The 22,690-nt window shown below is 45.2% G+C and carries 17 protein-coding genes; 8 read left to right on the forward strand and 9 right to left on the reverse strand.

All coding sequences use genetic code 11. The annotated features are described in order from the left end of the window. Window positions 1-46: 46 nt before the first annotated feature. The 6 genes from SIO70_RS24460 to SIO70_RS24485 all read right to left on the reverse strand — a co-directional run bounded on the left by SIO70_RS24460 (window position 47) and on the right by SIO70_RS24485 (window position 4,801). On the reverse strand, window positions 47-412 hold the full coding sequence (locus SIO70_RS24460; RefSeq protein ID WP_320575176.1) for a hypothetical protein: 366 nt from the start codon (window positions 410-412) through the stop codon (window positions 47-49). Window positions 413-423: 11 nt separating this feature from the next. After that, window positions 424-768 (reverse strand): hypothetical protein, encoded by a 345-nt coding sequence (locus SIO70_RS24465; protein ID WP_320575178.1) that lies wholly within the window; start codon window positions 766-768, stop codon window positions 424-426. Window positions 769-868: 100 nt separating this feature from the next. Further along, complete coding sequence (locus SIO70_RS24470) at window positions 869-1,339, reverse strand: hypothetical protein (protein WP_320575179.1); 471 nt, start codon at window positions 1,337-1,339, stop codon at window positions 869-871. Then, the gene (locus tag SIO70_RS24475) at window positions 1,336-1,713 is read right to left on the reverse strand and encodes an SRPBCC domain-containing protein (protein ID WP_083723892.1); all 378 of its coding nucleotides are present in this window, start codon (window positions 1,711-1,713) and stop codon (window positions 1,336-1,338) included. Before SIO70_RS24475 ends, SIO70_RS24470 begins: the two co-directional genes overlap by 4 nt. Window positions 1,714-1,791: 78 nt before the next feature. Beyond that, entirely contained in the window at window positions 1,792-4,095 is a 2,304-nt protein-coding gene (locus SIO70_RS24480) for a family 20 glycosylhydrolase (RefSeq protein WP_320575180.1), read from the reverse strand. Between the two features lie 106 nt (window positions 4,096-4,201). Next, window positions 4,202-4,801, reverse strand: coding sequence for a pseudouridine synthase (locus tag SIO70_RS24485; protein WP_320575181.1), 600 nt, complete (start codon window positions 4,799-4,801; stop codon window positions 4,202-4,204). A 78-nt stretch (window positions 4,802-4,879) separates the two neighbouring features. Between SIO70_RS24485 and SIO70_RS24490 the strand changes: the two genes are divergently transcribed. Next, window positions 4,880-7,282 (forward strand): glycoside hydrolase family 127 protein, encoded by a 2,403-nt coding sequence (locus tag SIO70_RS24490; protein ID WP_320575183.1) that lies wholly within the window; start codon window positions 4,880-4,882, stop codon window positions 7,280-7,282. Window positions 7,283-7,484: 202 nt separating this feature from the next. Here the strand turns inward: SIO70_RS24490 and SIO70_RS24495 are convergent, their stop codons facing one another. Beyond that, the gene (locus SIO70_RS24495; protein ID WP_320575185.1) at window positions 7,485-8,051 is read right to left on the reverse strand and encodes an RNA polymerase sigma factor; all 567 of its coding nucleotides are present in this window, start codon (window positions 8,049-8,051) and stop codon (window positions 7,485-7,487) included. A 160-nt stretch (window positions 8,052-8,211) separates the two neighbouring features. Between SIO70_RS24495 and SIO70_RS24500 the strand changes: the two genes are divergently transcribed. From SIO70_RS24500 to SIO70_RS24530, 7 genes are all read left to right on the forward strand, one after another. Then, window positions 8,212-9,348 (forward strand): FecR family protein, encoded by a 1,137-nt coding sequence (locus SIO70_RS24500; RefSeq protein WP_320575187.1) that lies wholly within the window; start codon window positions 8,212-8,214, stop codon window positions 9,346-9,348. A gap of 187 nt (window positions 9,349-9,535) precedes the next feature. Further along, window positions 9,536-12,865 carry a TonB-dependent receptor gene (locus SIO70_RS24505; RefSeq protein WP_320575188.1) on the forward strand — a complete coding sequence of 1,110 codons (3,330 nt, stop codon included), beginning with the start codon at window positions 9,536-9,538 and terminating at the stop codon, window positions 12,863-12,865. A gap of 11 nt (window positions 12,866-12,876) precedes the next feature. Further along, window positions 12,877-14,817, forward strand: a complete 1,941-nt coding sequence (locus SIO70_RS24510) for a RagB/SusD family nutrient uptake outer membrane protein (protein ID WP_320575189.1) — start codon at window positions 12,877-12,879, stop codon at window positions 14,815-14,817. Between the two features lie 21 nt (window positions 14,818-14,838). Continuing rightward, a complete protein-coding gene (locus SIO70_RS24515; RefSeq protein ID WP_320575191.1) occupies window positions 14,839-15,582 on the forward strand; it encodes a DUF3823 domain-containing protein in 744 nt (247 codons plus the stop codon). 211 nt (window positions 15,583-15,793) lie between these two features. Beyond that, window positions 15,794-17,917 (forward strand): hypothetical protein, encoded by a 2,124-nt coding sequence (locus SIO70_RS24520; RefSeq protein ID WP_320575193.1) that lies wholly within the window; start codon window positions 15,794-15,796, stop codon window positions 17,915-17,917. 213 nt (window positions 17,918-18,130) lie between these two features. Continuing rightward, a complete protein-coding gene (locus SIO70_RS24525) occupies window positions 18,131-18,943 on the forward strand; it encodes an MBL fold metallo-hydrolase (RefSeq protein ID WP_320575195.1) in 813 nt (270 codons plus the stop codon). A 367-nt stretch (window positions 18,944-19,310) separates the two neighbouring features. Further along, window positions 19,311-20,600 carry an acetyl-CoA hydrolase/transferase family protein gene (locus SIO70_RS24530; RefSeq protein ID WP_320575197.1) on the forward strand — a complete coding sequence of 430 codons (1,290 nt, stop codon included), beginning with the start codon at window positions 19,311-19,313 and terminating at the stop codon, window positions 20,598-20,600. 283 nt (window positions 20,601-20,883) lie between these two features. On the opposite strand, the gene SIO70_RS24535 is transcribed toward SIO70_RS24530, so the two are convergent. Continuing rightward, a complete protein-coding gene (locus tag SIO70_RS24535; protein WP_083723920.1) occupies window positions 20,884-21,252 on the reverse strand; it encodes a winged helix-turn-helix transcriptional regulator in 369 nt (122 codons plus the stop codon). Window positions 21,253-21,474: 222 nt separating this feature from the next. Then, complete coding sequence (locus SIO70_RS24540; protein ID WP_320575200.1) at window positions 21,475-22,566, reverse strand: TlpA disulfide reductase family protein; 1,092 nt, start codon at window positions 22,564-22,566, stop codon at window positions 21,475-21,477. Between the last annotated feature and the right edge of the window lie 124 nt (window positions 22,567-22,690).

Genomic DNA, 22,690 nt, shown 5'->3' on the forward strand with positions numbered 1-22,690 from the left:
GATTTAATGATCAGAAGATTTTAGCAAGGCATTAACATATTGACATTTACTTTATTATAAGAGGCAACGGCGTACGTTTTGCAAGCTTTCTTCCCCTGAAAAATAAATACAAATTAAAGAACAACATCACTCCAAGGTAAATGCAAAATCCACCAATCTTCATACTCAGCACTTCCATCAGTGTACGGTTACTCAACACTTCCTGCGTGATCTCCATGATAAAAAAAGCGAAGCCTAAATTCAATAAATAAAACCCCGTCTCGAACAACTTATTTGTGGCCTGTGCAATGTCTTCCTTACCATGAAAAATATCCAGCATAAATACTTTGCCATTTTTGAAAAGCGTATGCGCTACATACCAGGTTACAAAAATGACTACAGGAAGATAAATGAGGTAAGCAATGAAGTTCATATTGTATAGTTTTAATGTGATGAAATTCTATTTTTGATCAATAAGATGACCGCCATGTTGCAATAATGCATTACTGCCAGGGTTAATAAGATCCTGCCCGTCATAGTCGTGATACTGGTGAGGAGTTCCAGCCAGGTATGCACCGTACTCCAACAACTGATCATGATCGCCGCATACCCTAAGTTCACGAGGTAATACCCCACCAGCAGGATCTTATTGATAAAATCCGTCAGCGATACATCCCCCTGTAATAACCCCAGGATGTATAACCGGCCGTTCCGGAAGAAGAGTAAACCCACCCTGACGGTGACCAGGTAAGTGATGAACAGGTAAATGATATATGCAAGGATATTCATAACAGTACAAACCTAGTACAGTTTATTGTATTTTCAAAATATTCTGAAAGTTTAGTACTTACCGCATAAGAAAAAAGCAGGCAATTGCCTGCTAATCAACTTATAATCTTTCTAATTCTTTTAAATATTCATATTGCAAATCCTCATGCTGCCCCTCTATAGCCTTCCGGATCTTCTTCATCTGCCCCATATATATCGTTGTCAATGCCGGACTCTCTCCTACCTTTATCCCCGCTTTCTTAATCTTCATTAAAAAGTACAACAGCAACTCTATCTCCGCCACCTTCGATCCCGTATATTTTATCTGCTTACTCACTCCCCTCAATATCTTTCTCAAATGCTTCTTCACATAGTAAATGTTCGTCTTCGGCTGCGTAGTAAATGCCTCATCCATTTCCAGTTTCACGGCGGCTATATATCCCTGCAGGTCCCCTTCCTCGAATAACAAATAAGATAACAACTCCTTATTGTCATTCTTAAACTTCGCCAACCGCAAACACACCTCCATGAGCCTTGCCGGGGGCAATGCCTGCAATTCCTTCTTTATTTCACTGATACTCGCTGGCTTCATGAATAGAAATCAACAAGTGCTCCAAAATAAGCCTCATTCCATCCATCCACAATGTCGTCAAATGCCTCGTCAGGAATATTCGTATGCCTCAGCTCCACATCCGTTCCTTTTTTGTGCGGATGCAGTATAATCGTCACAATTGAATCTTCCGGCTGATCCCCGAAATACCACTCCTGCACAATCTTCTTATCCTCTTCAAACTCGAGGTTCATACCTGCAATACTGTCTCCCCATAAGGAAAACTCCGTTCCCGCCTCGGCTTTCATTTCCGCAGGTTCACCGGACCATAACTGAATGGTGTATTGATTGGTCAATGCCTTGTACAACTCCTCAGGAGCTGCTGGCACCAAAAAGTGCTTTTTATAATCCTTCATAATCCTGCAAAACTACTTTATCTGTTGCAATAACATAAAAAAATCGGGCGGCTAATAAGCCGCCCGATTAAAAAACTTTTACTTTACCACCTGCAACCACTCGTCCGGCAGCCTTCCTATCTTACCTCCATTCACCCTGTATTCCAGCTTCAGCGTATACCCACCACCGCCTTCTACAAACTTCACCTCGATCGGATGCAACCCTTTCTGCAGCGCAATCTGTCCGCTCTTCTGTAAAGGTGCATGCCAGCCATCATTATCCACCACCTTCTCTCCATCTATGTACAGGTTCGCACCATCATCTGCCGTCAGGAAGAAACTATATATAGCCGTCTCCGGAACATTGATAAAGCCTTTCAGCGTAGCGGCAAATGGCTTACCACCATGCCCCATACTATCCGGCATGATCACATTGTTTACATACCCGCTGCTATCCGGTGTATCTTTCAGTGTCGTCACACTCTTAAATGATCCGTTGAAATAATCCAGTTTCAACCCCTGCTGCAAACCACTCACTTCTGTCGGTTTGAAGAATGATTGTGGCTTATAGTTCAACGTATAGATCTCTCCATGCACACCATCCGGCTTAAATGCCGCAATACGCAGGGAAATCTTACCCGGAATAATATAATCAGCTGGCAGTTCAGGAGATTTTACTGTCGGCGCCGTACCATCCGTTGTATAACGGATCGTCATCTCAGGAGAAGGTTTCGCAATTACCAGTTTCGTCTTTCCTACAAATACGTTTTCTTCTGTAAACCCATCCAGATCTGGCATACGGTAGTGTACCCTCATCTTGTCCAGGCGTTTATACTGCGTCATCAAACGCTGAGAATACCCTTCAAAATCGGATTTGTGTGTCCACAATACTTCTGCCAGCGCTGTCATTCGTGGCATATACATAAAGTCTGCACGATTTTCAGAAGGGATCATCTCTGTCCAGATATTCGCCTGCGCACCAATGATGTTACGGCCTTCTTCGGCAGTCAGGCCCTTTGGAACCGGCTCAAAATGATACACGTTTGCAATAGAGTTCCTGTCAGGAATACCATCAAAATACAAAGGATTGCCCGGCGTCATGATCACATAGTTCCCATTCTTAGCCGCATGCACGGGTGCTGAAGGTACCCAGCTTCTCCAATACATCACAACTGCCGTAGGACTCACACCCCCTTCCAAAATCTCATCCCAGCCAATCAGCTTCTTCCCTTTGGAATTGAAGAACTTTTCCATTCTCTTTACAAAGTAGCTCTGCAGTTCATCAACGTCTTTGATATTGTGTTCTTTCATGAAATCCTTTACACCATCAAAGTGTTCCCAGGTAGACTTGTCCACTTCATCTGCACCCAGGTGAATATATTGAGAAGGGAACAATGCCGCAATTTCAGTAAATACATTCTCTGCAAATTCGAAGGTCGTTTCTTTGCAAGGACAGATAGGCGTGGTAAACAATTTACCCCATTTCACACCACCCTGACAACTCAGGAAAGGATACTCCCTGATAGCCGCCATCATATGACCCGGCATATCGATTTCAGGGATAATTTCGATATGACGTGCTGCTGCATAAGCAATCAGGTCCTTCATCTGCGCCTGCGTATAGAAGCCGCCATACAGTGTTTTGCCATCTTTGTGAATGATGTGGGAAGCGTCGATCGCCATATCCGGATTGGTTTTGGCTTTCTCCATACAGGCAGAATCCTGGTTGTTCCATTCACGCCACGCACCCTTTTCTGTCAGCAAAGGATATTTCTTGATTTCAATACGCCAACCCTGATCATCGGTCAGGTGCAAGTGTAATTTATTCATCTTGTACAAGGCGAGTACGTTGATGAATTTTTTCAGGTAGTCGATTGAAAAAAAGTGACGGGATACATCCAGGTGCATACCACGCCAGCCATATACAGGGTGGTCGGTGATGTTCGCAGCAGGGATGGCGATCTTCGCCAGTTTGGTAGCTGTACCTTCTACTGATACCGGCATCAGCTGACGCAGGGTCTGGATCGCGCGGAACATACCGGTAGGCGTTTTTGCTCCTATCTGAATTTCCTGCGTGCTGATCTGCAAAGTGTAATCTTCTTCGCCTTCCAGCTGATCATTCTGTGTCAATACGATGGAACCCGCACCGGCTTTGGTACCTGCAGGCAATGCCTGACCTAAGCCCTGTTTGATGAGTGCCTGTAACTGTGCCGCCTCATTGCTGAAAGCTTTTCCGGCCGGAACAACCAATTTCGTTTTTGCAGTAATGACAAATTCTCCAGCCTGTGGCACCAACTGTTGCGGATAAGGAATGATTCCGTAACGGGAGGGTGCTGCATCCTGGGCGCGTGCTATCTGAAAGAGTAACAATACACCCAGTGCCAGTGCACTTTTTTTCAACATAATTTACTTTTAAGCATGATAAGGAAGTCAGCAAAGTACCAAGAATAATGGCACCAAACTGATGCGATATTGCTAAATTATACAGTAATATTAGCGCTGACAGCTCCTATACGGCTACATTCACAATATTCAACAACCTAAAGAACTGCTCCTCCTCCATTTCCTGTACTTCCCCCGGCTGCAAATCGCCCAACAACAGCTCTTCTATTGAGATCCGTATCAGCCTTTTCGTCTGATGCCCCACAGCTGCCGTCATCTTCCTCACCTGGTGAAACTTTCCCTCCGTCAGCGTGATCGTAATCCACGTCCTTGGCAGGTACTCCTTCAGGTCATGTGCCCTTGGCCCTACGTTCGCCGGTTTTTCTACTACCTGCACCTCACAGGGCGGTGTGACGTAATCCACGCCCCCTTTTATACGAATGGTCACACCGGTTCGCAATTTCTCTACCGACTCCGGACTCATGATCTTATTGACCATCACAAGGTATGTACGCTTGTGTGGTGTGTCGCTTTCGAATAGTAAACGGGTGACTTTTTTATTGGTAGTAAGAATAAGCAATCCTTCGGAATGGTTGTCGAGTCTGCCCACGGCATGAATGCCTTCGGGAAAATCATAATCCAGTTCGCCCAAAAGATGTACTTTGTCAGGGCTCACGAACTGCGACACCATGTCGTAAGGCTTGTTAATAATGAAATACCGATCCATAAAATTCTGCTAATATACAGGCAAATCTGATTAATATCTATTTAACCCATTCCCGGGGGAAACCATAATTTCATCCCTATGAAGATAAAAACGCTCATCATCGCAACGACTGGATTTTGTAGCACCCTCCAGGCACAGGTGAAAAAAGATTATCCCATACAGCCTGTGGCCTTCACACAGGTACAGGTATCCGACAATTTCTGGGCGCCCAAGATCAGGGTGAATGCGGAAGTAACGATTCCCTATACCCTGGAACAATGTCGTAAGACAGGCCGCATCGACAATTTCAGACGTGCTGCCCATACCATTCCCGGCGATTCTATGACGGAATATACATTTGACGATACGGATCTGTACAAAGTGATTGAAGGAGCTTCGTATGGTTTGCAGGTGAAAAAGAACCCCGAACTGGAAAAGTACCTCGATTCACTGATTACTATTATCGGCGCTGCACAGGAAAAAGATGGTTATTTATATACTTTCCGCACCGTACACGCCGCACACCCTCATCCATGGATAGGTACGAAGAGATGGGAAATGGAGGAAGACCTGAGTCATGAACTGTACAATGCCGGTCATCTGTACGAGGCCGCTGTAGCACATTACCAGGCTACAGGCAAAAAGACCTTATTGAATATTGCTATCAAAAACGCGGACCTGCTGGTTAAAACTCTCGGCTATGGCAAAGAAGAAAAATGGCCCGGCCACCAGATCGTAGAAACAGGGCTGACGAAATTATACCGTGTCACCGGCGATACTGCTTACCTGCATCTGGCAAAGTTCTTCCTCGATGTACGAGGTCCCGGTTCTCCATATAGTGGTGAATACAATCAATCTTTTACAAAAGTAGTAGACCAGCACGAAGCAAAAGGTCATGCTGTAAGAGCGACTTATATGTACACCGGCATGGCAGATGTAGCTGCACTCACAGGTGATCAGCAATACCTGCATGCCATCGATGATATATGGAATGATGTGGTAAATAAAAAACTCTACATTACCGGAGGCATTGGTGCTACCGGCAATGGCGAAGCATTTGGACAGGCATACGAACTTCCGAATATGAGTGCCTATGCAGAGACCTGCGCTGCTATCGCGAACGTATACTGGAATAGCAGGATGTTCCTGCTGCATGGCGATGCGAAATACATTGATGTACTGGAACGTACTTTATACAATGGATTATTATCCGGCGTATCACTCTCAGGAGATCGGTTCTTTTATCCGAATCCATTAGCGTCTATGGGACAGCATCAAAGAAGTGCGTGGTTCGGTTGTGCCTGTTGTATTTCAAATATGACGAGGTTCCTGCCCTCTATGCCCGGATATATTTACGCCCAGAACCAAAACAATCTCTACATAAATCTCTTTGCTGGTAATACAGCTTCTATCAAATTACCTGTTGGTGCAGTGCAGATCACACAAACCACCAATTACCCATGGGATGGACAGGTCGATATTGCAGTGGCACCTGCCAAAGCAGCTAACTTCGCACTGCATATCCGTATTCCTGAATGGGCAAAAGGTACCCCTGTACCGGGCAACTTATACTACGACGCAGATAGTGCAAGTCTGCCCAAACTGGCCATACTGCTGAATGGTAAACCTGCCAGTTACAAAATGGAAAAAGGTTATGCTGTCATTGCGCGTAACTGGAAGGCCGGTGATAAAATAAGACTTGACTTCCCCATGAGCGTACAAAAGATTATGGCCAACGATCAGGTAGTTGCCGATAAAAAACGTTTTGCACTGGAACGTGGTCCTATCATGTATTGCCTGGAAGGTCCGGATAATAAAGATGCTACTGTACAAAATATTGTAGTTGATAAAAATGCTGCTGTGAATGCTGTTTATAAACCTGACATGCTGAATGGTGTAACCGTATTGCAGATGAATGGTAGTTCTTCCAGCCGGCAGTTAAACAGTGATAAACTTATTACTGATACCCAAACAGTAACAGCTATTCCCTACTACGCATGGGCAAATCGTGGCCCCGGCGAAATGGCTGTATGGATTCCATACGAAGCCTCTGCGGCCAGGCCCAAGCCAGCTCCGACCATTGCCTCCAAAGCAAAAGTAAGCGCCAGCATAAAAAACAAACGGATGTTCATGGCGCTGAATGATCAGTACGATCCTTTGGATTCTCATGACAACAGTTCACTCTACCTGCATTGGTGGCCAAAACAGGATACGCTGGAATGGGTGCAGTACGATTTTGATCAGGCGTATACAATTTCCGGTTCTAAAGTTTACTGGTATGATGACGGACCTTTCGGTGGATGTCGTATTCCTGCATCCTGGAAACTCTATTATAAAAAGGGGGATGAATGGATACCTGTCGTAAATAAAACACCTTACGAAATAGCAAAAGACAAATACAATAGCGTAACATTTGAACCTGTTAACACCACTGCTTTAAGGCTGGAAGTACAGTTGCCAAAAGACAATTCATCAGGTATTCACGAATGGAGTGTACAGTGATAAGAACCTTTGCACTATTTATAATTTGCTTAGTTGCACAAAGCGATCAGTTTACCAGCACCCTTTCTCCGGAAAGGGTGCATGCAGGATCAAAACCCGAACCAGTAAATGATGGATTTAAAAACAACAAAAATGCAGCAAAGCATTTTTAATGCTCATTCTGAAAAAGAAGATATATCTGGAATATTTACGAACAAAACTACTAAAACAAAAATATAGATATCACCTTCAGCATCGTCCTCAAATGATGCAGCGCATAAGTGATCTGGTTCTCAACCGTCCGCTTCGAAATTCCTAACTTCCCTGCTATCTGGTCATTCGACAAATGTTCCTGCCTGCTTAGTATAAACACCTCCCTGCACCTTTTTGGTAATCCCCTCACAAACTCTTCCACACTATCCTCCAGCTCCTGCCGCGACAACTGCTGATCCCCTTCATTCTGAACCGCATAATGGTCCAACTGCCCGATATCCTCATTAAACGAGAGGGGTTTCACCTTCTCCTTCTTCAGATACCTGTACACATGATACCGACCCGCCGCCTTTAAATACGCCGAGAAAGAAAGTATATCTAATTGTTCTCTCTTTAACCAGATATTCAGGAAAATGTCGTGGGTGATTTCTTTACTGACTTCCCTGTCCTTTAAATGGAAAAATACAGTTGTGTATACTGACTGCCAATGCTTCTTAAAGAATAAAGAAAAAGCAGCCTGATCCCCCTTTAATATGGACTCCCAAAGTTCATGGTCTGATAAATGGCCTAAGCACATGATAAATGGACATAACGTAGTGTGGATTAAAGGTAACAATTTGCCAGAGATTATTCTTTTTTTTTCCGGCCCCGCCCGCAATCAAAAAATATTTTTCAAATTTATGTGTGTGAGGCCCCAAAAGGGTCTCTAGTTTATCAGATACCTATAAATCAAACAAATGAGTCCACGGGAATTCTTTTTGCTATACGAAAAACTGTTATCAGGTACGATCACAGCCGAAGAAAAACTACGACTACAGGAATACACCGACCAAATGGAAGCGGAAGAACACCCCTGGCAACCTGAAATGGGTGACAAAACCGAAATAGAAAACGAATTACACGCCCTGCTGGAACAGGAGATCAAACCTAAAAAACAAAACAGGATCAGGGTACTGACCACTATTCTCACAGCAGCTGCTGCATTAACCGGCCTCTTCATCCTCCTTTCATCCATCTATAAAAACAACCCAACCCTGCCGCCATCAGCGCCCAAAAACCTTGCATCCAACAAGGTTACGCCTGGCTGCAATAAGGCTATCCTGACCCTCGCTGACGGTTCATCCATCACGCTGGACAGCGCAGGGGCAGGTTCCCTGACCACAAAAAACGGCGTAATAATTAAACAGGTTCAAAATGGACTCATAGAATATAACGACAAAACAGGCAGTAGCGCCTCCTCCTGGAGCACGATCTCCACCCCTACAGGTGGACAATACCAGATCGTACTCGAAGACGGTACCAAAGCATGGCTCAACGCTACATCCTCCCTACGATTCCCAACCACCTTCAGGAACAATGAAAGGACAGTGGAAATAAGCGGGGAAGTATATTTTGAAATTGCCACAAACGAATCCAAACCATTTAAGGTAAACTTCAACGGCAACACCATTACAGTACTGGGCACTCACTTCAACGTCATGGCTTATAAAGACGAGGCGAAAAGTAAAGTGACCCTGCTGCAGGGCGCTGTCAAAGTGAACAACCACTCAGGTGAACAATTACTGAAACCGGGTATGCAGGCACAAATGACTGACTCCAACACCCGGATCACCACCTGCAAAGCAAACTTAGAAGAAGTCATAGCCTGGAAAAACGGCTACTTTACTTTTGACCATGAAAACATACAAAGCATTATGCGAAAACTTGCACGCTGGTATGACGTAAGGGTAAATTACCAAGGCGATATGAACGGAAAGATCTTTTCCGGCACTGTTTCACGTTTTGATAATATTTCGGAAGTACTCAGCATGATCGAACTCACCGGCACCATCCACTTCAGAATTCAGGGAAGGGAGCTGACGGTATTACCTTAACATCATCCACTTAATTTTTTAACACAACCGGCGCAGACCCTGCACCGGAAAGGGATTCCTATTGCTAAAAAACACTCATTCATAAATTCCAACAAAACGTACATCTATGCGATGCTATCTACAATTTAAAAAACCTTGGCAATTCCACGTGCCATTAAAACTGCTACTAAAAACATTCCTATTAGTTATGTTCACCGCCCTCCAGGTACATGGTAAGGCACAAAATGTGACCATATCGGAGCGCAATGTGCCGCTGGAAAAACTCCTCATGGACCTGAAAGAACAAAGCGGTTACAATTTTCTCTATAACGCACCCATGCTCGCCAGCGCCCGCCCGGTAAGCATTTCAGTGACCAACTCTCCGATCGATGAGGTGCTGCGCCTTTGCTTCAAAGACCAGCCACTTGATTATGTGATCAAACAGAAAACCATCATCATCAGGCAGAAAGATAAACCCGCTACGCCTCCGGCTCCTCCTGCCGATATCACCATCAGCGGTAGAGTGACCAACGATGCCAACGAAGCATTGCCCGGCGTAAGTATTGGTATCAAAGGCACTTCCAGAGGTACCACCTCCGATGCCAATGGGAACTTCGTTCTCCATGTACGTAGTGAAAACGATACACTGGTATTTACTTTCATCGGCTTCGCTGCCAGGGAAGTCGTGGTAGGCAACCGTACCCGTATCGACATTAAATTATCTGCTGAAAACAAATCCCTGGGGGAAGTGGTAGTGGTAGGTTACGGTCAGCAAACAAAAGCAACCGTAACAGGTGCGGTAGCTGCCATTAAAAGCGCTGACATCGTCCGCACCAAAAACGAAAACGTAACCAACATGCTGACAGGTAAACTGGCCGGCGTACGTATCGTACAGAAATCTTCCGAACCCGGTACCTTCAACAATACCTTCGACATTCGTGGCATGGGCGATGCGTTGATCATTATCGATGGTATCCCACGCGATAACATGTCCCGCCTGAACCCTGACGATGTGGAAAGCATTTCTGTGCTGAAAGACGCGTCTGCAGCGGTATACGGGGTACGTGCAGCAAACGGGGTGGTACTCATCACCACTAAAAAAGGAAAGGCTGGTACCAACGTGATTAACTACAACGCTAACTTCGGAATTCAAACCCCGATCGGTTCTCCGAAAAGCACCAGCGCTGCTGACTGGATGACCCTCGCGAACGAGAAATCTATGCATAACCAGAACGGTGGTACGCTCCGCTACTCTCTCGACGAAGTGGAAGCCTACAGAAACGGTACCAAACAAGGTACTGACTGGTACAAAGCCGTGATCAGACCCTCTGCACCTATGTCTCAGCACAACCTGAGCACCAGTGGCGGTTCTGATAGGGTACAATACTATGCATCCCTCGGTTACCTTTCCCAGGAATCTTTTCTGCGTAGTAACAGCAACAGCTACAAACGTTACAACTTACGCTCTAACGTAACCGGCCGAATCACGGATCGGTTGAAAGCTGACTTCCAGCTGAACGGTATCTTCGACGAGTCCAACAAGAACTACGAATCCACCGACTGGATCATCCGCTCTATGGAAAGATCCGCTGCTATTCAGCCCATTTATTCCAATAATAATCCCGACTACCTGCAGGTAGGTTCCGTAGACGGTTCCAACCCCGTAGCCATGGCAGACGCTAACCAGTCTGGTTACAGAAAATATGGCAACAAATGGTTCCAGTCCAACGTGAGCCTGGAATACGATGTACCCGGCATCACAGGTCTGCGTGCAAAAGGTATGTTCGGTTACGACTACCAGTTGCTCGACAACAAGATCTACAAAAAACAATACAACCTCTACAACTACGACGACGCAACCGAATCTTATAACGCAACTACCAACCAGAGTCCCAGCAACATCCGCAGGGAATTCTATACCAAGCAATCCATCCTTACACAGTTCTCACTGAACTACATGCGTACCTTCAACGAAGTACATAATGTGAGCGTCCTGGCTTTGGTCGAAGGTCAGCACCGTCAGGGAGATAACATATTTGCAGCCCGTGATCTTTCCCTGGCACTGGATCAGCTCTCCGCAGGTAACAGTGATAACCAGCAGGGTAGCATGTCTACCAACAGCGCTGACCTGTATGACTATGCAAACATTGGTTATGTAGGTAAGGCCAACTATAACTACAAAGGTAAGTACCTCGCAGAGTTCGGTTTCCGTTATGATGGTTCCTCCCGGTTTGATGCCGCACACCGCTGGGGCTTCTTCCCTTCTGGTTCCGTGGGTTGGCGCTTTACAGATGAAAACTTCTGGAAAAACCTGGATGTAAAATTCATTGACAATGCCAAGTTCCGTGCATCATATGGTGTGCTGGGTGATGACAACGCTTCTACCTATCAATACCTGAATGGCTACACCTATCCTGCCGGTGGTGACAACAACAACCTGCCAGGTGGTTCTGTATTCGATGGTACTTATGTGAACAGCTCTGTAAGCACAGGTATCGCGAATAAAAATATTACATGGTATACTGCGAAAACATTTGACGTAGGCCTGGACCTCAATACCAAAAACGGTATGTTCGGTTTGATCGTAGACTACTTCCAACGTAAGCGTAGTGGCTTGCTGGCCACCCGCAGTGTAAGTCTGCCTTCAGTAGTAGGCGCTGCACTGCCACAGGAAAACCTGAATGGCGATATGACCCGCGGTATCGATATCGAAGTCACACACCACTACAAAATTGGTGAAGTGAGCTACAATGTAAGAGGTACTTTCGGTTTCACCCGCACACAATATACTTACCAGGAAGTAGGTAAATATGGTAACAATTACAACGAATGGAGAAGTAATAACAACAACCGCTATTCTGATATGGTATGGGGTTTCAAAGGCATCGGCCAGTTCCAGAGCTACGAAGAAATAGCCAATAGCAAAGTGAAATACGACCAGGGTACACTGCCCGGCGACTACAAGTACGAAGACACCAATGGTGACGGCATCATCTCTGACCTGGACTTACAGCCAATCAGCTATAGCGGCAGACCGATGTTCACCTACGGTCTGACACTGGATGCGAGCTGGAAAGGATTTGATCTGGCGATGTTGTTCCAGGGTGCTGCCAAAGTATATGTAAACTATGTGGAGATTTTAGCCGAGCCTATCTGGGGATCCAATTATTCCAACGCTCTGGAAATGTTTATGGACAGATGGCACCCTCAGGATCCAACTGCCAACCCTTACGATCCTAATACTAAATGGGTGAAGGGGAAATATGCTTACACAGGCACCGTGGCAAGAGGTAACTCTACATTCTCTTATTTCAATGCCAGCTACCTCCGCCTGAAAACGATTGAGTTAGGCTACACCTTACCCGTATCCCTGCTGAAACGTGCAGGTATCAAAGGTGCGAGAGTGTATTGCAACATCTACAATGCCCATACCTGGTCAAGCATGAAATTCATTGATCCGGAACATCCTGCTGACAGCTATGGTAACGTATATCCGCTGAACCGTACCTACAACATGGGCTTCACCATCAATCTTTAATTCTTGTGATTATGAAAAAGTTTAAATATATACTACCATTCATACTGGGTTTTTCGCTCTTTTCCTGTACCAAACTGGATATCTCTCCGACCAATATCATCCAGGACGGTGATATCTTCGGTTCTGAAGCAGGTATCAACTCCTACATGGCAAGGATCTACAGCGAAATGCCAATAGAAGATTTCCGTTATAGTCCGAACTACCTGTTCAATCACTTCTGGGTATTGCAGGTACCCGGTACAATGTCAGGCGAAGCGTTGTGCCGCGAAGTAGGTGGTGCTAAGAACGAGTCTACATCTACAGATTATGGCGATACATGGAGCGATCTTTACACCGTGATCAGGGAATGTAATTACTTCCTGGAAAACATCAAAAACTACCAAAGCAGTTATTCAGCTGCCAAGGTGGCCCAGTTCAAAGGGGAAGCTTACTTTATTCGTGCCTTCACTTATTATGCACTGGTAAAACGCTATGGTGGAGTTCCCTTGGTAACACGTGTACTGAATTATCCATCAGAATCCATCTCAGATGTAGACATCGCACGCTCTTCAGAAGAAGATACCTGGAAACTGGTGGGTGCTGATTATGATAGTGCGATTGCTTTATTGCCTGCTACCAACCAGGTAGGTCGGGCTAACAAATATGCGGCGTATGCGATGAAGGCAAGAGCCATGGTACATGCGGGTTCTATAGCAAAATACAATACGAACTCATACATTGTAGGTGGTATCCGCCTTTGTGGTTTGAGTGCAGACCTGGCGAAAGATTTCTATACACAGGCTTACAATGCAGCACTGGCGGTAGATGCAGGTGGTTACTCCCTGTATATGAATGAATGGGCTTCAGGCGATAAAACCGCGCAGTACACCAACTATAAAAATATCTTCTCCAAAGCCAGCAGTTCAGAAGCTATCTTTGTAAAACAATATAGCTATCCTGAAAGTGTACATGGGTATGATGCGTACAATGTACCAGCTCAATATAAAGGTGCAAACGGTTATTCTTCCGAGACCAATCCAACCCTGAATTTCGTAGAAATGTTCGATGGCATTCCTAAAGATGCAAACGGGCATGTAGATGTATACAACAGCAATGGTACTTACAAACTCTATGACAGCACCATGCAGTTTTTTGCGGATGCAGAGCCTCGTCTTAGAGCGACCGTTATCTTACCGAACGATCAGTTCAAAGGCACTGCCTGTCAGATATGGAGAGGTATTTATACCGGTGCGTCCACTTCATCTATTGCCCGCTTAATTCCTGAAGGCAGCACAACTAAATATGAAAATTCATCCAGCGCTTCCCAGTTAGTCACATCTTCCAGTGGTAGTCAAACGGCCTATACATTGCACGATGGTACGAAAATGAATCCTGCAGGAGCAGCGGGTGTGTTTTATGGAGATAACACCTGCGCTATGTCCGGCTTCACGATCCGTAAATGGCTGAATGAAAGTATGGCCCAGGAAGAAGTACTGGAAAACAGATCCGTACAACCATGGATTGAAATGCGCTATGCAGAGGTATTACTGATCCGTGCAGAAGCTGCAGCAGAACTGGCTACGCTGGGTACAGCCGATTACCTGAATGATGCCTATACCAGCATAGACAAGATCAGAACCCGTGCGGGTGCAGAACTGTTATCAGGTATAGAAAAAGCATCTCCAGATGCATTCATCAGTGCAGTACGCAAAGAACGCCGTAAAGAACTGGCCTTCGAAAACAAAGTATGGTGGGATTTAAAACGTTGGAGAGTGATTGCAGCAGAACAGTCCAATACACGCTGGCGTGTGCTGATGCCGTTCTATGCTGATAATGCCGGCAAATGGTTTTTCGATGCGCGCTATGATGAAAGAGGGAGTACGTTCACATTTGATACCCGCTGGTACTACCAGGAACTGCCGGGTACAGCGATTACAACCAGTACTAAGGTGGTGCAGAATTCAGGCTATTAATCTATTAAAACTTTGAAGACGATGAAAATTCAATATATAGTTTTGGCGCTGGGGCTATTTTGTTCCTGCACGAAATATGATAATAAGGATAAGCCTTCCATGGTATTGAAAGGTTTGATCACAGACTCGATCACTGGTCAGGGATTGCAGACGCAGGTGGGTGATAATGGTGTAAGGTTCAAATTGCTGGACCTGAATTATTCAGCGAGTCCTACCCCATTTTATTTTACAACCAATCAGGATGGTACATTTGAGTGTTCCGTTATTCCTGCGGGGAAGTATAATGTGACACCACTTGGGCCATTCGTGCCGCTTGTACAACTGGATGCCAATGGAGATACGACGAAAAATGCGAGTGTGACGATTGATATCAATGGAACGGTGACACAGAATTTTACAGTAGTGCCTTTCCTTGAAGTGGAGTGGATTGGGGATCCGGTGGTGAATGCGGATAATACGATTACAGTGCAGTTCAGGGTATCCAGAGGTACAACATTGCCAGCGTATCAGCAGGACCTGGGGAATATTTATCTGTTCGTGAACTCAAGCAGCTATAATGTGGGTGATAATAATTATGATTCACGTTACACAGTGGCGGTGAGCAATCCGACTACACAGTTGGGACAGACGATTACGGTAACGACTCCTGTATTACCATATACAAATGCGACTTATTACCTGCGTGCTGGTGGGCGAATCAATTATAGTGTAGAAGGTGTGAACAGGTATAATTATAATGAACCGATAGCGGTGAAAGTTCCGTAAGGCCCTTTGTGCGAATTCCACTTTTTATGGCATCTGTGTTTGCTGTCTACAAGGCCACAGGCCATCCTGACAAGTTCCTTCCGCCTTCGGCGGAAGGGCTTGTTACAAATTTACTCAGTAAATTGTGTTTAGTTTCTATCAATATAACTCACTTCTCTTATGTAGGAGTGAGTTATTGCAAAGTTTTAATTACAGGTCTCAACTTTCTATTATGAAGAAACCATTGCTTCTACTCTCCTGCTTTTGCCTGTCCTTATTGGCAACTGCGCAGAAAGGAGAAAAAACAGCCTTTCAGACCAGCAGTCCGTGGCGGCCTGAAATAGACGTAAGATCGGACATTGCCATCGTATATGGCGCAGGTGATCGTCATAACATGACCTTCGAACAAAGAGTAAAATCATGGCGCGACCATGGCTATACCGTTCAATTCATGACAGGCATTGCCTGGGGCTCTTATGATGATTATTTCCTTGGTAAATGGGATGGAAAAAACCATCTTGGTATTGGGCAGGTCATGCAAAATGGCGATACCATCTGGCATGGTCACAACATTCCTTATGTCGTTCCGGAAAGCACCTTTATCGAATACATGAAAAAAGGGGTCGTCAAAAAAGTGATCGATGCAGGCATCACCGCCATTTACCTCGAAGAACCTGAATTCTGGGCACGTGCGGGTTATGGCCAGACCTTCAAAAACGAATGGCAACGCTATTACGGGTTCCCATGGCGCCCACAGCATGAGTCGCCGGAAAATACTTATTTGTCAAGCAAACTCAAGTACCATTTATATTATAATGCGATTAAGGAAGTCTCCACTTATGCGAAGGCCTATGGGAAAACCAAAGGACTGGATGTAAAGGTGTACATACCTACGCACTCACTGGTCAACTACTCTTCCTGGAAGATCGTGAGTCCCGAAGCAAGCCTGGCATCATTACCCAGTATTGACGGGTACATTGCACAGGTATGGACAGGCACTAGCCGTGAACCTACATTCTTCAATGGGTTAGAGAAAGAACGTGTGTTTGAAAATGCGTTCTTAGAATATGGCGCTGTTATTTCAATGACCGCACCTACGAACAGGAAGGTATTTTTACTGACCGATCCTATCGAAGACTGGCCGCGTGACTGGAGTGATTACAAACGTAATTACCAGGCGACATTCACCGCCAAGATCCTTTACCCGATGGTAGCTGATTACGAAGTTATGCCATGGCCGGAGCGTATATATACCAGGCCTTACAAGGTGGCGAATAGTGATAGCATGGTATTGATACCTAAATACTATTCTACACAAATGCAGGTGATGGTAAATGCGCTGAATGATATGCCGCGCTCTGCGAATCGGGTGACGGGGGTAAACGGGATTGGTGTGTTGATGGGAAATTCCCTGATGTTCCAGCGTTTCCCAACGCATAATGGTTTTGAAGATCCCCAGTTCTCTAACTTTTATGGCCAGACATTGCCGCTGTTGAAATTAGGAATCCCTGTTCAGACGGTGCATATGGAAAACCTGTCTTTTGCTGCCAGTCTGAAAGATATCAGGGTGTTGGTGATGAGTTATTCCAATATGAAGCCAATGAGTGCGGATGTACATAAATATATAGCTGAATGGGTAAAGAAAGGGGGTATACTGGTGTATTGTTCAAAAGACGACGATCCATACCAGTCAGTGATGGAGTGGTGGAATACGAAGGGAAATCATTATAAAACGCCTTCCGCACATTTGTTCGGTTTGTTAGGGATTGCTCCGGATGGAGGGAAGTATAATGTTGGAAAAGGAAAGGTGTATATCATAAAAGAAGATCCGAAGAACTTTGTGATGCAGGTGAATGGGGCAGATAATTACGTGGCTACGATAAAAGAAGCCTATGGTGGGAATTTACAGACCAAAAACAATCTTTATTTAGAAAGGGGGCCTTATGATATCGTAGCAGTGATGGATGAGGTGGCGGATAAAACCCCTTATGTGATAAAAGGCCCTGTGGTGGACCTGTTTGATCCTAAATTGCCTGTATTGGCTGAGAAAACAGTAGAACCTGGCACCCAGGCTTTCCTCTATAATATTAATAGAGTGGCCGATAAGTCTAAGCCAAAGGTATTAGCTACCGCGGCAAGAATATATGATGAGGTGGTGACAGCGAACAGCTATAGTTTCACAGCAAAGAGTCCTGTGAACACAATTAATGCAATGCGCGTGTTATTGCCTGCGGAGCCGAAAGAGGTAGTGACAGGTAATAAGGAGGTGGTGAAGTCATGGGATGAAAGCTCCCATACCCTTTATCTTGGATTTGATAATAGTCCGGATGGGGTGAAGGTGAATATTAAATGGTAGATGAGCAGGCGGCCAGATTGTATCCAGGCTGCCAGCAAAATGATAGATGAGCAGGCGGCCAAATACCCGCTCCACGAAGGGTGTCTCTTTTTGAGGCACCCTTTATTTTTGGTGGAATGCTCCAGCTCAAATCTTCCTTTTACCATAAAGGATGTATCACCCTCTCAACAAAAACTAACTTTCTTAGCAATTTATTATTTACTTTGCAGCTGCATGTCACTTTACATCACATCACTTAATTCCGGTAGCAATGGTAATTGCTATTACGTAGGCAACGACCACGAAGCCATCATGGTAGACGCCGGGCTTTCCTGCAAGGAAACCGAGCGCCGCATGCACCGCCTGGGATTAAGTATGACGAAGGTAAAGGCGCTCTTTATCTCACACGAGCACACAGATCATATAAAAGGAATCACTATTCTTTCTAAAAAGTACAACCTCCCTGTTTATATTACCCCTGCTACCCAACGTAGCGGCAATCTCCTGTTACAGGAAGAGCAAGCTATTTCTTTTCTCCCTTACACGCCGGTTCAGATAGGCGGACTGCGCATCACAGCTTTTCCGAAATTCCACGATGCGGTAGAGCCACATTCTTTTATAGTATCCGGTAATGATATTAATATAGGTGTCTTCACTGACATTGGTGCCCCCTGCGAGCACTTAATTAAACACTTCCAGCTTTGTCATGCGGCTTTTCTGGAGGCGAATTATGATGAGGTAATGCTGGAGAATGGCCGGTATCCTTATCATTTAAAGAAGAGGATACGGGGTGGGCATGGGCATTTGTCCAATAAGCAGGCGTTAGAGATATTTAAGCAGCATAGGCCACCATTTATGACGCATTTGTTTCTTGCTCACTTATCGAAGGATAATAATGATCCGGATGTGGTATTGGAGTTATTTCAGCAGCATGCCGGGGATACGCATATAGCGGTGGCATCCAGGTACCAGGAGACGCCGGTTTATAATATATCTGATAATGGCAAGACGGCACCGGTTAGGTATACGCAGTTGAGTATGTTTTAGTTATGAGGGAAGTTCATTTAAGGAACTTCAACCCAAAAAGACCCTGATTTTCCCGCCACAGCCCTGTTCTTCTCCCCTACAGCCCGTTTTCTATCTCCCGGCAATTATTCCCCCCGTCCGGGCGCTAACCCAATTGTAAGCCTTTTCCTTGCTGCCGCAGGCCAATTTCACACCTATCATCCGCATTTCTCCTTCAAAAAAATCCCCCCTATTCCACTTTCAACATCCCCCTGTTCTTCCCCCTGCAGCCCATTCCCTCCCAAAATCCCCCATTCTCCTGACAACAAATACTTTCTTCCCTGACTTTCATCAGCATTTAACAACCCATCTGCTGGTAATTTTGAGGCATCAAAGTCAATGAAACGATATGTTTAAGTATATCCCGGCATCAGAAGCTGTAAAGTGTGTGACTTCAGGTAACCGTGTTTTTATCCATGGATCCGCCGCAACGCCAATGCACCTTTTAAAAGCCCTTCAAGATAGGCACGCAGAATTGGAGAATGTTGAATTAACAAGCATTACAACCTTAGGTAAGGTAGACTTCGACAATCCTGCATACAGAAAAAGCTTTTTTATTAATTGCCTTTTCACATCCGCTGCCAACCGTAAAGTAGTGAATAGTGAGGATGGTGACTACGTTCCCATTTTCCTGAGCCAGATACCTCAACTGTTCAAAAAGAACATTCTGCCTCCGGACGTTGCATTTATTTCAGTATCACCTCCGGACCAACACGGCTATTGCTCTCTGGGTACCTCAGTAGACATTGCCCGCGCTGCAACGGAAGTAGCAAAATATATCGTGGCACAGGTAAATCCTAAAATGCCACGTACCCATGGGGAAGGTTTTATCCACGTATCCCGCTTCCACGCTGCCGTATGGCACGAAGAAGATCTGCCGGTACTGGACTACTCTTCAGATGCTACCCCAGTCACTGCTCAGATTGGCCGCAATATCGCTACCCTGGTAGAAGACGGCGCCACCCTGCAGTTAGGCATCGGCAGCATCCCTGATTATGTGTTAAAAAACCTGACCAACCACAAAAACCTGGGCCTGCACACAGAAATGATGTCTGACGGCGTCATTCCATTGATCGAAAGTGGTGTGATCAACAATAGCCTGAAGAAAGTGAATGTAGGCAGAAATGTGACTGCTTTCATGGCAGGTACCCGCAAACTGTATGATTTTGTAAACGATAACCCAACCGTAAGGGTACTGGCTATCGACTATGTAAATGATACAGCTGTGATCCGTCAGAATCCAAAAGCTACCGCTATCAACAGTGCCATCGAAGTGGACCTCACTGGTCAGGTGTGTGCAGATAGTATCGGTACTTACCAGTACTCCGGTATCGGTGGTCAGATGGATTTTATGAGAGGTGCTTCATTGTCAGACGGTGGTAAGCCAATCATTGCGCTGCCTTCCGTGACAAACAAAGGTATCTCCCGCATCACCCCTTACCTGAAACAAGGTGCTGGTGTGGTGACTACAAGAGGACATATACATTGGGTGGTGACTGAATATGGTATTACGAACCTGTTCGGTAAGGGCCTGAAACAAAGAGGTAAAGCGCTGATCGAGATTGCCCACCCTGATCATAGGGAAGCATTAGAGAGAGCTTTCTTCGAAAGATATGCTAAAAAATCAGCGGTAATATAAGATATTAAAGATAACACTGGTTACAAGGAAGGTCCATTGTGCGCGATTTGCAACGGGCATTCTGACATCCCGGAATGCCCTTCTTCTGACCTTCCTTTCTTTTTATTTTGCTGGTAAGTTTTTATTTTGGTTGCTTTCATTCAAATAATAGCAGAACCTGGCTGTGAGGCAAGGTTTTGCTTTTTTGATTTATAAAGGTTAGGTGGCTTTAATGGGAATACAAATTCAATAGGCATTGCCTTCAATTAGTTTATTTTCCAGATTTCCGCCGCTGGCAACCTTCTTACACAATCACCTGCTGCATGATCCGCTTCCTATGTTGCACTCCCCACTTCGCCATTTCCGAAATAATACTCTGCAATGTTCCGCCATAGTCAGTCAGCTCATACTCCACCGTTACCGGCTTTGTATCATGCACAGTGCGCTTCACCAGTTCATTCATTTCCAACTCTCGCAACTCTTTTGACAGCATCTTAGACCCTATTCCTTCCACTTCTCTTTGCAATTCCATAAATCGTCGCTTTCCAAAACTCAGCGAACCAATAATGGAAATCTTCCATTTCCCATTCAACACATCCAGGGTATCATGTATGGCCCGTAAATGTCCCTGACATTCTTCCGACCTTTCCTGCGAATGAATTTTCTTACTCATAACAGCTTTACAGTACTGTCAAAAGTACAGGATGTAGGAATAATTTCAAAAAAACCACCCTGGGGGCGTGTTTCCGACAGCTTTTCCCATCATTTTTGCTTCCAGGTACCCCGAGTGACCTAACGCAGCACCAGTTCCACTAACAACTTCTCCTCCAAACGCCTGTTTTCAGGCATGGTAATTTTCCTTCAGAAACTATCAAAAGGTCAGAATAATTCCTCCCTAACGCAGCACCTCCACCAACTTCTCTTCCAACGCCTCCCCTCTCAGGTACCTTGCAATAATAACCCCTTTAGGATCAATCAAAAAGTTACAAGGAATCGCCTTAATCCCATACTCCTGCGCCAACTTCCCCTGAAACCCCTGTAAATCAGACACCTGCACCCATGGCATTTTATCCTCCGCAATCGCCTGTTGCCAACTCTCTTTCTTTTCATCCAGCGATACCCCTAACACTGTAAAATTCTTATGCTTAAACTGATTATACGCTTTCAACAAATTTGGATTCTCCGCCCGGCAGGGCTTACACCAACTCGCCCAGAAATCTATCAATACATACTTCCCCTTCAGATCCGCCAATTTAAACGTATCCCCCTTCACATCCGTCTGTTTAAAGTCCATCAATGTCTGTCCGACAGCACTCTTCTTCAAAACTGCTATTCTTTCCTGCAATGCCTTCCCGGGAGTCGTGCCTACCATGGCCGGAGATAATTTCCGGAACAGGCTATCCAGTAAGGTCGGATCTCCCACCAGCGCCATATCACTCAGCAGGGATACGCTCACCACACTCCCGGGATGGGTAGCGATGAATTTATTCGTTCTTTCATCTTTGACCTCATTCAAAGAATCAAATTTCGTCCTGATCAACTCCTTCATACTATCATTCTCCTTCGCCTTTACCCACTGGTCAGTTAATGCCTGTCCTTCTTTTCTAATATCCGCCAGTGATCGTTGATATTCATCAAAGTCCGCCTGTGGCGCAGATCCTGTAATCCGTAACTGATCGAGTGAATCAATATGACCATGAATCTCCACCGCTGAATTATCCATATACAATGGAATGGTTTTGTCGCCTATCCGCAACATCAGTCGCTGAACTTCCGGGATATCTCCTGACCAGCTGAATGCACCGTCTTTTACAGGAATTGGTTCTGTATTATAAGTATCGCCCGTAGGGATGTTCAGGAAAATAGCGGGATCGTACAATCCATCGATGGTACCAGTGATGCTGGCATGTGGGGTATCCTGCTTACAGCCGGGTGCGAAAAACAAGCCTGCGGCGAGGATAGCGAGGGGTAAATAACGCGTTGGCATAACGGGGTTTTAAAGGAATGTTGGGTTAAACTATTGGGTAAATGTAATTTTTTTAGGGTTAAAGGCCAAACTATGCTTCCAACTCCTCTCTCATTTCATTATCGACTTCCAATTGCAAATAAGT

Source organism: Chitinophaga sancti (assembly GCF_034087045.1).
Lineage (GTDB): Bacteria > Bacteroidota > Bacteroidia > Chitinophagales > Chitinophagaceae > Chitinophaga > Chitinophaga sancti_B.

Bases quoted from the DNA above. Each gene is read 5' to 3' on its own strand.
- SIO70_RS24460 (WP_320575176.1), bottom strand. From the start codon at position 412: ATGAACTTCATTGCTTACCTCATTTATCTTCCTGTAGTCATTTTTGTA.
- SIO70_RS24465 (WP_320575178.1), bottom strand. From the start codon at position 768: ATGAATATCCTTGCATATATCATTTACCTGTTCATCACTTACCTGGTC.
- SIO70_RS24470 (WP_320575179.1), bottom strand. From the start codon at position 1,339: ATGAAGCCAGCGAGTATCAGTGAAATAAAGAAGGAATTGCAGGCATTG.
- SIO70_RS24475 (WP_083723892.1), bottom strand. From the start codon at position 1,713: ATGAAGGATTATAAAAAGCACTTTTTGGTGCCAGCAGCTCCTGAGGAG.
- SIO70_RS24480 (WP_320575180.1), bottom strand. From the start codon at position 4,095: ATGTTGAAAAAAAGTGCACTGGCACTGGGTGTATTGTTACTCTTTCAG.
- SIO70_RS24485 (WP_320575181.1), bottom strand. From the start codon at position 4,801: ATGGATCGGTATTTCATTATTAACAAGCCTTACGACATGGTGTCGCAG.
- SIO70_RS24490 (WP_320575183.1), top strand. From the start codon at position 4,880: ATGAAGATAAAAACGCTCATCATCGCAACGACTGGATTTTGTAGCACC.
- SIO70_RS24495 (WP_320575185.1), bottom strand. From the start codon at position 8,051: ATGTGCTTAGGCCATTTATCAGACCATGAACTTTGGGAGTCCATATTA.
- SIO70_RS24500 (WP_320575187.1), top strand. From the start codon at position 8,212: ATGAGTCCACGGGAATTCTTTTTGCTATACGAAAAACTGTTATCAGGT.
- SIO70_RS24505 (WP_320575188.1), top strand. From the start codon at position 9,536: ATGTTCACCGCCCTCCAGGTACATGGTAAGGCACAAAATGTGACCATA.
- SIO70_RS24510 (WP_320575189.1), top strand. From the start codon at position 12,877: ATGAAAAAGTTTAAATATATACTACCATTCATACTGGGTTTTTCGCTC.
- SIO70_RS24515 (WP_320575191.1), top strand. From the start codon at position 14,839: ATGAAAATTCAATATATAGTTTTGGCGCTGGGGCTATTTTGTTCCTGC.
- SIO70_RS24520 (WP_320575193.1), top strand. From the start codon at position 15,794: ATGAAGAAACCATTGCTTCTACTCTCCTGCTTTTGCCTGTCCTTATTG.
- SIO70_RS24525 (WP_320575195.1), top strand. From the start codon at position 18,131: ATGTCACTTTACATCACATCACTTAATTCCGGTAGCAATGGTAATTGC.
- SIO70_RS24530 (WP_320575197.1), top strand. From the start codon at position 19,311: ATGTTTAAGTATATCCCGGCATCAGAAGCTGTAAAGTGTGTGACTTCA.
- SIO70_RS24535 (WP_083723920.1), bottom strand. From the start codon at position 21,252: ATGAGTAAGAAAATTCATTCGCAGGAAAGGTCGGAAGAATGTCAGGGA.
- SIO70_RS24540 (WP_320575200.1), bottom strand. From the start codon at position 22,566: ATGCCAACGCGTTATTTACCCCTCGCTATCCTCGCCGCAGGCTTGTTT.